Here is a 12,960-nt window from a genome sequence, read left to right on the forward strand (position 1 = left end):
GACTACAATTTTAGGAAAAGGTTGCATCCTAACTTTACAGAACCTGCTCTTTTGCACTTTAAATTTTAGCACAAAAACTTTGCAAATTTACACAAAAAAAAACTAGTTGTTAATATTTTCTAAATCTAATAAAAAAGCAAAATCTATAGCAACCTCTTTTAAAGCATCATATCGCCCTGATGCTCCACTATGACCACTAGAAAGATCTGTTTTAAATAACAATAAATGATCGTCCTTTTTAAGTTCTCTTAGCTTTGCAACCCATTTTGCAGGTTCCCAGTACTGTACTTGTGAGTCGTGGTAACCTGTTGTTACTAACATGTTAGGATATGACTGCGCAATCACTTGATCATATGGAGAGTAGCTTAACATATACTCATAACTATCTTTATTATTAGGATTTCCCCACTCGTCATACTCACCTGTAGTAAGTGGTATACTGTCATCTAACATGGTAGTTACTACGTCTACAAATGGTACCGCACTTAAAATACCGTTATAAAGTCCTGGTGCCATATTAATAATTGCTCCCATAAGAAGCCCTCCTGCACTACCGCCTGAAGCGTATAAGTGTTGTGAAGTTGTATATTTTTCTTCTATTAAAAATTTACTACAGGCTATAAAATCTGTAAAAGTATTGCGCTTTTCAAACATTTTACCTGTTTCATACCATTCACGCCCTAGATATTCTCCACCACGTATGTGTGCGATAGCAAATACAAAACCACGGTCTAATAAACTTAATCTGGATATTGAAAAATAAGGATCTATCGTACTTCCATAACTACCGTATCCATATTGCAATAAAGGATTACCGTCTGGATTTTTCTTATCTTTTCTGTACACTAAACTGATAGGCACTTTTACACCATCTACTGCAGTAGCCCATACACGCTCAGACACATAGTTATCTGGATTAAAGTTAGGGTCTTCTATAGGTTGTGTTTTAAGTACTATTTCTTCTCTAGTTTCCATATCAAACTCTATAACCGACGGTGGTGTGGTCATAGAATTATAATTGTAACGCAATTTATTAGTCTTAAACTGAAAGTTTGCACTGGTAAAAGCAGTGTATGTCTCGTTGTTAAAGGGTAGGAAATAATCTACTGTATTATCCCATGCTTTAATTCTTATGCGATTTAAACCATTAAAACGGTCAGATATAACAAAGTAATTCTCAAAAAGGTCAAAATCTTCTAGAAGCACCTCTGGATCATGAGCAATAAAATCTACCCAATTCTCCATTTGCGGTGTCTCGATAGCGGTTTTCATGATTTTAAAGTTAGTCGCCTCATCTTTATTAGTCATAATATAGAAGCTGTCTTTGTAATGAGACACACTATATTCCATTTCTGGCAGGCGCTCTTGTACTAACTTAAACTCACTATCTGGCTGGTCTGCATCGATAAATCGTACCTCGTCAGATAACGTAGCAGATGATTTGATCATGATAAAGCGCTCTGACATGGTTTTGTAAACAAAGCAATTAAAGATCTCGTCCTTTTCCTCAAATATCAATTGGTTAGACGCAGCTGGTGTACCTATTTGATATTTATAAATTTTATCGGCGCGCAGTGTTTGCTGGTCCTTGCGAGTAAAGAATAATGTTTTATTATCATTTGCCCACACAGATCCACCTGTTGTTAATTCTAGATAATCTTCAAAAATCTCACCGGTCTCCAGATTCTTAATGTAAATGGTGTACTCACGACGTCCTTTAGTGTCTACTCCATAGGCTACTAATTTATTATCGGGAGAAATATTCATAGAGGTAAGTTTATAATACTCATTCCCTACTGCCATTTCATTTACATTAAAAAGCAACTCTTGTTCTTCACTGCCGTCTTTACGTCTGTAATAGTATGGATAACTCTCGCCAGTTTCCATCTTACTGATATACCAGTATCCATTTAATAAATAAGGCACAGACTCGTCGTCTTCTTTTATACGGCCTTTGATTTCATTAAAAAGATCGTCCTTTAATTGATTTGTATGTGCAGTACTGGCATCATAATAATCATTTTCTTTTTTTAAATAATCGATAACTTCTGGAGCATCACGCTCTGTCATCCAGTGGTAATTATCTATTCTTTGATGTCCATGAATGTCATGAACGTGAGATATTTTCTTTGCAATCGGAGCTTTATGAGCCATATAAATCTTAAAATTAAAAAGCATTGCAAGATATAAAATAGCTTTCCATTTGCTACTATAGTTAGTAGAGAGTTATTTTTGTTCTCGCTTTCGCGAAAGCGGAACTACAACAAACATTTTACACATTTAATTAAAAAAGATAAATTATGTTCGGAGATATGATGGGAATGATGGGGAAACTGAAGGAGACCCAAGCAAAAGTAGAAGAAACTAAAAATAGAATGAATACTGTTCTTATAGATGAGCAATCTAGTGATGGCTTATTAAAAGTAACGGTAACTGCTAGTCGTCAGATTAAAAATGTAACTGTCGATCCAGAACTTTTGGAAGATAAAGAGCAACTAGAAGATTATCTAGTTATGGTAACCAACAAAGCACTTGCAAGAGCTGAAGAAATTTATGAGGCCGAAGTTGCAGCAGTTGCCAAAGATGGTATGCCTAACATACCTGGAATGGATATGTTTAAATAATTCTCTGAATCTTACGGAATAAAAAAAGGGCTGTTCTCTTAATAAGAACAGCCCTTTTTATGTGAATTATAAATTGATTAATTAACAATCAATTGTTTACTCGTTGTAATACCTGATGCATTTTTAATTTGCAAGATGTAATTACCTACTTTTAAATTATTACCTAAATCTAATTGAGCCTCGTTGTTAGACGCATCGATCTCATTCCAGTTAATAATTTGCTGACCTAACATATTATATAATGAAGCAGATTTTATAGTCTCTACACCAGTACCTGATATATAAATAGTCTTATTTGCAGAAGTAGGATTAGGATATATAGTAAATTCTACCATATCAAGCTCTTCTAAAGAAAGGACTGCATTTGAGAACTTAATTTCAAATCTATTTGCGGCACTAGAAGCAGCATCTGTAGACTGTATAGAATAATTATAGATATTATTACCATCGTTTAATAAAGTGTACGACCCTAAGAAATTATCTTTTAAGTATACTGGTAAACCTACTGTAGTTACATCTAGAGATAATGCATAGTCTACTGATCTATAGGTTACTATATCTAGAAAAAGTGTTTCATTATCTTGAGGTGTAAAACGATTTTCAATACTTAATTTATCAGTTCCATTCATAAAACTAAGAGTTTCATCTAGGTTGCTGAATTTTATAGCATCATTACCATCCACACCGTTAGAGCTAGCTGGGTCAAATCTTACCACTACTCCATCACGAGCAGACATACCGTTTTGCAACTCTGTTTGCTCATACAGTTGAACAGATATAGAACCTGTAGTGGCACTGTTTCTTGCGCTATTAGAAAAACCAGCCGTTATATCTTTATCAGATTCTGTAAAAGAAACACTTGCTACACCATCTGCTAGTGTAGAAATAAAGAATGACGTGTTAGGTTGTAAATACTTATCCATAAGAGAACTAGCGTTATTTGAGCTATTTGCACTTACATCTACGGTAACATAAGCACCTCTAGTATTGATAGCTGGGTCCCATAAATATACAAATGAACTGCTCACGTTATTGGAAGCAGCTAGCACAGTACTTAAATCTACTGGTGCCTGGTATGGATTACCTACAAAGTTAAACTCTCCTGCTACGGCGCTTAAACTAGCGTCAGTTACATTTCCTGTAACTAGATTACCTGTTGCAGTAAGAGTAGTATTAGAAGGTGTTGCAGCATTATTTGTTAAATCTACTGTTCTATCACCTCTCACTAACATACGGTATGCTTTACCAGCAACTAACCCTAGTGTAGAAGTGTTTGCAATAGCCTCCCATTGTTGACCTGTATTATTATACGTAAATAATGAAGGAGCACCAGAACTAGTCATGTCAAAACCATTTGCTCCAGTATCAGAACCTGTAATATGTGTTCCAGCACCACTAGTTAGACCAGAGTCGTTTTGCCAGTTATCTGCTATACTGTTTGCTGTAGTTAAGGATGGGCTCAAGAATCTAAAAGATCTTTTTGCAGGTACATAATGCTCTACAGCAAAGTTACCAGTTATAGATCCATTTACTGGTCCTACATAAGCCGTGCCTGTAGCGTTACTAGTAAGCAACATCATATTTGCAGGGTTTACAGTTAAATTATCATTTACAGTAAGTAAATTATTTATTGATACATCAGTATTAACCGCAAGTACATTATCTACTATTAAATTATTTAGACCAAAGCTGTTACCACTAATTGATTGACTAGAAGTTCCTGACACAGATAAAGTTCCTTGAGAACCAATAAAAGTTCCATCTACTTGTAAGTTTTCTCTCAAATCAATTCCTGTAGTACCTAAATCTAGCGTTGCACCAGTTTGAACAGTAACATTATTAAATAAAGACATTGCAGTTAAACTTGCAGTACCATTCATTACTGTAACATCTTCTGCCTGATATTCAGAACCGCTTGGGTCATAAGGTGCCCAAGAATTATTGTAAATAAAGTTAATGTCTTCACCAGCATTAGCCGTTACATCATTAAAACTTGATATAGTTTCTATAATCCATTCTGATGCCGTCCAGGTATCGTTAGCCTCTGAAACAGTAATTTTTCTTATTGCACGTGAATTAGAATAATCCCAAGCCTGCCCACTTCCATTCTGACCTAGTACACCATAAATATCAATTACTTCATCTGCACCGTTGAACAATACATAAGCGTCATTTCCATCTCCATTAATAACATTGTATTCTGTTAAATCTGGAGTAAAAGAACCTCCTTGTCTACCAATAGTATAATATTGCCCAGGTTGCAGTGTAGCTGTTATATCAACATTATTACCTGTAGAAGAACCTCCATCATATGCGATTCCTAAATAGTAGCCTTCAGCATTAAGATCTACTGATGCAGTACCATAATTGAAAATTTCTACATAACCTTCATTTATACCATTAGAACCGGTACTAACAACTTCTGTAATTATAATAGTTGGATCTAGAGAAATGGTAGTTGTTGCATCTGCTAGAGGTCCATTTGGTGTAGTTAGATAATCTATATCATCAGCAACATTAGAATAAGCTGTAATTTGAAAATAGTAAGTTACTGTCTCGTCTAGGTCATTCCATGTATAAGCTTCTTCTCCGTTATTTACAGTTACTAGTCCATTACCATCTGTTAGATCCATGTCTATAACTGGTGACACACCATCAGTGAAAGTTGGAAAATTTCCAGCAGTAGTACTTATTGCTATAGCATAACCGTCTGCTAGGTTAGGACCAGCAACATCATTCCATGCCAGATTAATATCATTACCATTATTAACTGCTGTAAAATTAGTAACTTGTGTAGAAGGTTCTGGAAAAACTTGATATTCAAATTTAAACACAGCACCAGGATTTGCAACACCTAGAGAAGATGTCCCTGAAGGTCCTGAAGTAGAACCACCACTATCAGTTACCGCATAAATAGTATTACCATCTGCAGAAATAGCAATATCTCTATATCTATCTATGGATGAGTGAAACTCAATAAGGTCTGTTGTTATATTATTAGATGCATCGACACCATAACGGTAAAGAGCTCCTTTTTTAAGTGTAGGAATGATTAAATTTTTAGAGAAAGGTAAGTTACCATTACCCTCATACACATCAATACTTGAAGGTGCTACAGTAGGCCATGTTAAAAAGCCTCCTTGTGGCACAGCAGTAACTGTACTACCATAAGTTGCTATAGGTCCTTGAAAATCTACTGGTAAGGGAAAATCTGTCTCTTTATTTGTAAGTGCTCCAGAAGGGCAATCATTATTTCCTGTCCATGAGCAACCAGCTGCAGATCCTTTAATACATTGCTCATAACCTAGGTCATCACGTTCACCTACGATAAGTGGCCATCCATAATTTTTACCTCCTACTAGAACATGAACCTCGTCATCTACTCTATCTCCATGCTCGGATTGAAATAAAGTTCCGTTACTATCAAAAACAATTCCCTGTGCATTTCTATGTCCATAAGTAAAAATATGAGATTGTACCTTATCAGAATCTGGGCGCATAGTATCCGCATTATTTGGTACTGGCGAATTAGAAAATGGATTACCAGCACTACCATCAGGTACAGCAAATGGGTAAAATTTAGGATTATCAACTGGAATCGTTCCATCTAAGTTAATACGTAATGATTTCCCTTTATAGGCTGACCAATCATTTGCATTAACCGCAGCTTGTGTAGGTAATGCTTGTGACTGTACTAACTGACAGAAATTTTGAAATTGATTTGCTCCTAAATCACCAGATGTGTAATAAATTTTAAGGTCTGGCCCTATTTTCATTCTACCAGAATTATGATCATTACTAGCATCCATTCCTTGGATGAGTACATTAGAAGTACCATCACTAATAGTTCCTGTAGTAGATGTGTTAGGTACTAATGTATTCGTTGAATTATCATATTCAAATCGTTCTATTCTTAAACTGCGATCTCTACCGTATGGAGATGAAGTATTAGAATATGTATAAGCTAGGTAAACATAATTATTAGTCGTAGTCGTTATATCTGTATAAAGATCTGGATGTATAGCCATTCCCATAAGACCATCTTGTCCAGCTGCGCTATACACCTCATTATGAAGGTCTAACATTACGGTTTTTGCACCAGTATTAGGATCTATACGCACCACGCGTTCTCCGTTAGTAGCATCTGATGTATTATCTAGCGCTGCTCTTTCTGTAATCCACAAAAAGCCATCAGGTCCATAAGTAATTTCATTAGGATAAGAAACTAACTGATCCATGTTAGCCAACTTTGTAACTGTCCAGTTTCTACCGTTAGTTTCAGGATTTTGTGCTAGAGAAAAAATACTCCAACAAAATGCTAATACGAGTAAAGTTTTATTCATGATTTTATTTTAATTGATTAGGGGAATTGAAAAAAAAACTGCTTTTGTTTTTACTTACAAAAGCAGTTTTCAAATTAATACTGTTTAGTTTACTATGATCTTTACAGATTTTTTAGTTCCTTTTACATCTATCTCAACAAGGTAAATGCCTGAAGAAACTTGTGGGATGTAAATACCGTTTTGTATGTTGGTAAGTTCGCTTTCGCGGAAGCTGAATAATGATTTACCTGAAAGGTCATATACATTCATTGCACTTACAGATTCTTGTAAATGATCTACATAAATCTTACCATCATTATTTAAATAATAAATATCTATTTGTTCTAAAGTCTCCTCGTCTAAGCCTAAAGTTCTTTGTTCAAAGACGATTTCAAATCTAGAACTGTTTTTACCATCTGCAGAAAGTGTGAAGTAATATTCTCCATTTCTTAAATCATGATAAGTATTAGTCTCGTTATCTCTTAAATATAGTTCTTGAGATGCAGAAATGTTAGCAATCTCCTTTGCACTTATCTTGTAATTAACTGTAGAAATTCCATGAACAGTTAATGGTACTACCTTAGAAGGTGTAATTTGATCAAAAGATCTTATTACAAAGTTTTTACCATTAAAAGAGGTGTACATATCTGTATCTCTTAAAGCTTCAAACATAGCTCCATCATATCCATAATCTACTCCATCGGTAAGAAAATCTGCAAAACCTAAAACGATCTCTTTGGACGCTCCATTATCAGCTTCTAACTCTAATCTTAATATATCAATAGTCTCATCTTGATAATCAGATCTATCTGCTGTAGGTTGTGGTGAACCTGGTGCGCTTACAAATATACTTTCTCCTAAACTTTCTTGTTTAAAGACACGTTGCCCATTGTTAAAGTTCAATGTACCATTATCTGTTAGAGTTACAAAGAATCCTTGAGATACTGGTAAGAAAAATGTAGGGACTACTGTACCTACAGTTGTACCTCCTAAAGCTCCACTTCCTGCAATTTGTGTTGCATTTACTGTTGCCATTTTTGTTATAGTTGCATAACCACCTTCATAATTTGCTAGTATATGGTCGGTACTACCGAATTGATCCCATAAGTAAACGGCACCATCTATAACACTTGCATTATCATCTATAAATGTACGTGCATCGATCGCACTAGGATAAGGATTACCTAATAATGAAGTAGTTAGATCTACAGCTGGATCACCATCGGTATCTATTGCTGTAATATTTATAGAACCGTTGTTAGGTTTACCTTCAAATAAATATTCTTGATCACCTACTGCTCCTGCCCCTTTCTGACTCCATCCATGACCTGCATCTATAGGACTAGTACCATCTATTCTAAACCAGTCTGCATATGAAACTCCATTATTAAAAGTATGTAACCATCTACCACTTATCGTTGTAGGTATTGTTACAGGTGGTGTTCTTACTCCTACACCAGTAATATTAATAAAGCCATCTGCATCTTGTAACATACCTAAATTAAAAGTATTGTTATTACTAGTTGTATTTTCAACTCCTACAGGAGAACTCCAGTAATTGTAACTAAACACATCACTTTTACCTTCTTGCCATCTCTTTAAACGACCAGCACTTGAAACATCTAAATCACTATCAATGGTTTGTACTAGTTGCGCATCTCCTTCTAGGTCTATTAAACCATTAAGAATTACATACCATTCATTCTCTAAATAATTACCATCTTCGACCAAAACAGAAGCTGCAGCGTCTACTACAACACCTACTGTAGATATACTAACATCTAGTGTCGTTTCATGTCCTACTTTAATAATGGTGTAATCGTAGTTTTCAATATCTGCTGGATCCCATACTACGGTCTGTACAAAAGTTGCGTTATCAGATAACAATCCATCTTGAGCGGTAACATAAGGAATAGGTGCTGTTTGTGGCACTATCTTCTTCACATTATACATTCTTATATCTGTATTACTTGCAGCATCAAATACGATATCACCTTCTATACTGGCAAAGTCATAATAAACAGCAATATCATTCCATAAAACACTTGTGTTCTTAGGTAAGATCTTACCAGTAACTAGTGTTCCATTGGCTTCTATTTCTTGGTACATAAGTCTTCTTACATCAGCAATGTCAACACCTTTGTTGAATACTCTAATTTCATCCAAGAATCCTCTATAATAATTAGAAGATCCAGCCGTAGCTGAATTACCTACTGTAAAAGGACTACCAGATGCATTTGATAAAGCAGCGCCTCCTGTAGCGATAGTAGCTTCTTCTACACCATTAATAAATAGTTTAAGATCTGTAGCCGTATATGTTGCTGAAATATTTACCCACTTAGTATTTGAAATAGTACCAGGAGAAGAAACTGTATAAGTGTTACCACCTGCATCGATAGCAGTTACTATTACCCTACTCGCACTATCTAGAGAAATATTAAAATTCTCTTCTCCCATCACGGTTACATTTGTACCTGTATTTTCTGCAAGAGCCCATGCCATAATAGTAGAACTACTTAGGCCAGCTGTTACAGGTGCAGGAGTTTGTAAGTAATCATTTCTACCGTCAAAGAATATGGATAAATCATCATCTAGATCTATAGGCGCACCATAAATACCTGTATCAAAGTCGTTGTTTCCATCATAAACTCCATCTCTATCGGTGTCTACGCTGCCATCTACTCTACCATCACCATCACCATCCTGACCTGCGTAATAGGAATTATCAATATCGCTACCGTTAGATAGGTCATTTAAATTATCATTACTATCTACATCTATATAATCTGGCAAACCATCATTGTCAGTATCTAGAGGTAGAACAAAATTCATTGTTCCATGATCTTCACCATCTGCATCATCATCATTATAATCTATAGTACCTAGTAATCCATCACCATCAAATTCATCAGTATCAACACCTGAGATTGCATCTGTACCTTCACCTATTCCATCGCCGTTAACATCTAGATCTCCTAAACCGTCATATTCTAAAACATCAAATATTCCATCATTATCACTATCTAGATCAAGATAATCTGGCACACCATCTCCATCGCTGTCTCTAGGCGTATAAGTTTCATAAGCGTCATGTAAACCATTACCATCAACATCTACCCAAACAACTTCTAGAGTTGTTCCATCTTCATCGCTATCTAATACAGCTAACCCTGCAGGCTGTCCTATTTCATAAACATTAGGAATACCATCGTTATCATTATCAAGATCTATAACGTCTGCAACACCGTCACCATCAAGGTCACAAAGAGTTTGTGTAATTTTAATATCATCTAGAGCTAGATCATTTCCTAAACCTCCTGGAGAATTATTCACCATTTGTATGATAAAATCACTATCTGCTAGAGTTACTGTTGTGTTAAACTGTATCCACTGAGACAAAGAACCACAACCGTTGTGAGAACCGTCTGTACAACGTTCTACATCTCCCGCATTATAAGAATCAAGTAAAACCGACTTATCAGAATTGAAGAAATTAACTGTTACGTTAGGTAGAATTCTTGGTAGTTCAGTTCCAGGAAAATCAGAATCTTGTCTATCTATGTTCAATGCCCAAAACTCATAAAATATAGGAGCACCTGGTACCGTACCTACTATCTCTGTTTCATAAAAAACTCCTGGATCTACATCTGCATTAAATATTGCCATTCTACCATTTACATCACCCACTGTATGATCTTCTCCATAATACCAAACATCTTCTGACCAAGTAGAAACATCTGGACCAGAAGGACCTATATTCGTTGAACTATTATTGTCACTAATAGAATAATGAACAGTATAGTTACCATCCCCTAGATTTACTTCAGTATCACATTCATTAGGCCCTTGAACTATCGTACCATCTTCATAACAATAAGTTGTAGTAACACCTGGAGTAGAACCATCTATAGTAACCCTATTAGTACCAGCACCAAATGTTTCATTTAAGAAAATTACATCTGCTGTTGTGCTTAATGGACTCAATAAACATGCATTTTGTTCATCTACATCTCTTATACCATCATTATCATCATCTACATCTACATTATCTGGCACACCATCTCCATCTGTATCTGGATAAATTTGTGCACCTTCTCCTTGAATCGCAAATATGAATGGATTTTCATTAGAATCATCACTACTTATTTCTATAGTACCGTTATGCTGTCCTATAGTTCTAGGTGTATATCTTATTTGAAAAGTTTCTGTAGCCCCTGGTATTAAAATCGTACCTGGTACCGGAGTATTTTCTAAAGTAAAAGAACTATGAGATCCTGTACCAAAAGTAATGGGTCCTACTAATCCTAAAGTCAAATCACTAGAACCATTATTAGTAATTACAAATGTATGCACATCATCACCTATGTTACTATCTACAACTCCATAGTTAGTACCATCTGCTAGAGTTGTTGTAGTACTATTATGCGTGATGGCCACAGCATTCCCTGACAATGATATATTTGCTCCCGCAACAGGTAAGATATCGATTACATAATCTTCAAATTCTTCAGAATTACCTGAAGTTGTACCACACGACTCAACACTAGCCCAATACCTTCTACTACCTATACGTAATATTTTTCTACCTGTAGTAGCTGACGTTGGTATAGTAATAGTCCTTACCGCATAAGGACTTGCTTCCGTTCCACCGGTGCCATTGGTTGCATAAATATTGTCTCCTGCATCATTAAAATCACCATTACCGTTAAAATCTATAAAAGCTGCCCAACCAGACTGTCCGTTTCCGTTAAAAACATCTAAATCGATTGTATAATTATTACCTGGTATCATATCAGCAGGTGGTAAATTTATATAATTACCATAACCACCGTCATCACCAGTTGCATTATCTATGTTTTGAGATTCTCCAGAGATTTGAACTCTTGTTATATAATGTCTTTCCCAAGGTTCACGAGCATCTGAGTCAGAACTTGGCGTACAAACATTAGGAGCTACAGTAACATTTACAGTAGCTGTCTCACAATTATTTAATGTATCACAAATTTGGTAATCAAAACTATCGGTCCCGATAAAACCAGTTACTGGAACATAAATAAAATTCCCATCTGTACTCTCTACAACAGTACCACCGTTTGCAGTCGTTAAAGGCAAGGTACCTGTTGAAATACTATAATCATCTAAATCACCTCCGTTGGTAGTACCTATAAAATCATTAAGACTTACATCTACTGTATTTGCAGGAGAGGACACACTATTATAAGCAACGTCTAATGTATCATCGTTAGCTTGTGGTAATGCTGGTCCTAAAATATTAATGGTGTAATCTTCTACCTCTGATTGATCATCAGACAAACATGGATTTGTATTAATATAATAACTACGTGACTCTATACGTAAACGGTGAGGCCCAACAACCGTACTAGGATCTATATAAAGTGAATATGTAAAAGTTGAAGTTTCATTTCCTGTAGAATGATAAATTAATTCTCCTGCATCATCAAAATCGTCATCATCATTAAAATCGATAAAAATATTGTACTGTGAATTATTAATTCTATGATTTTGACCAGCTCCTACGCCTATTCCTATGTATAAATTATTAGTACTTCCTAAAGCCAAATCTATAGAGAGAGAACTAAAATCAGAATATCCAGGAGTAATGATATTATTAAATGAGCTTCCATTATTAGTTACAGACCCCAAGCTAAAATCGTTAATAAAATAATCTTGAGGGTTTATACTTGTTGGCACACAATACTGCCCTACAGACAAATAACCTGACAGCAATAAACTCAAAAAGAGAAAAATACTCTTTAAGTTTATACTTTTATTACTATTCATAATACTTTGAGGGTAGAGGGCTTTCATAATACGTTTTGTTAACGATTTATCATAATGCAAATTTAACACCTACACTCTGTTATTTATTTGAATTTTAACAATTGCTACACAATATCGATTAAACACCTGATTAACAGTTAAAAAACACGTTTACACACTTAACAAGGATACACTTTATCGATTATTAAGACTGCAACTATGTAATTGATCGA

Annotated in this window: 4 protein-coding genes; 1 reads left to right on the top strand and 3 read right to left on the bottom strand. The window is 35.2% G+C overall.

Annotated elements, in window-relative coordinates:
• Nucleotides 1-102: 102 nt before the first annotated feature.
• Complete coding sequence (locus ACJJVJ_RS02460; protein ID WP_405368731.1) at nt 103-2,154, bottom strand: S9 family peptidase; 2,052 nt, start codon at nt 2,152-2,154, stop codon at nt 103-105.
• 146 nt (nt 2,155-2,300) lie between these two features.
• Here ACJJVJ_RS02460 and ACJJVJ_RS02465 point away from each other — a divergent pair, with 146 nt between their 5' ends.
• A complete protein-coding gene (locus ACJJVJ_RS02465; protein ID WP_405368733.1) occupies nt 2,301-2,624 on the top strand; it encodes a YbaB/EbfC family nucleoid-associated protein in 324 nt (107 codons plus the stop codon).
• 77 nt (nt 2,625-2,701) lie between these two features.
• Here the strand turns inward: ACJJVJ_RS02465 and ACJJVJ_RS02470 are convergent, their stop codons facing one another.
• A complete protein-coding gene (locus ACJJVJ_RS02470; RefSeq protein ID WP_405368734.1) occupies nt 2,702-6,967 on the bottom strand; it encodes a PQQ-dependent sugar dehydrogenase in 4,266 nt (1,421 codons plus the stop codon).
• Between the two features lie 84 nt (nt 6,968-7,051).
• Nucleotides 7,052-12,775: a GEVED domain-containing protein gene (locus ACJJVJ_RS02475; protein WP_405368735.1), complete on the bottom strand. Its 5,724-nt coding sequence runs from the start codon at nt 12,773-12,775 to the stop codon at nt 7,052-7,054.
• Between the last annotated feature and the right edge of the window lie 185 nt (nt 12,776-12,960).

Origin of the sequence: Nonlabens sp. Asnod2-A12, from assembly GCF_045063745.1 — a bacterium.
Lineage (GTDB): Bacteria > Bacteroidota > Bacteroidia > Flavobacteriales > Flavobacteriaceae > Nonlabens > Nonlabens xylanidelens.

Bases quoted from the DNA above. Each gene is read 5' to 3' on its own strand.
- ACJJVJ_RS02460 (WP_405368731.1), bottom strand. From the start codon at position 2,154: ATGGCTCATAAAGCTCCGATTGCAAAGAAAATATCTCACGTTCATGAC.
- ACJJVJ_RS02465 (WP_405368733.1), top strand. From the start codon at position 2,301: ATGTTCGGAGATATGATGGGAATGATGGGGAAACTGAAGGAGACCCAA.
- ACJJVJ_RS02470 (WP_405368734.1), bottom strand. From the start codon at position 6,967: ATGAATAAAACTTTACTCGTATTAGCATTTTGTTGGAGTATTTTTTCT.
- ACJJVJ_RS02475 (WP_405368735.1), bottom strand. From the start codon at position 12,775: ATGAAAGCCCTCTACCCTCAAAGTATTATGAATAGTAATAAAAGTATA.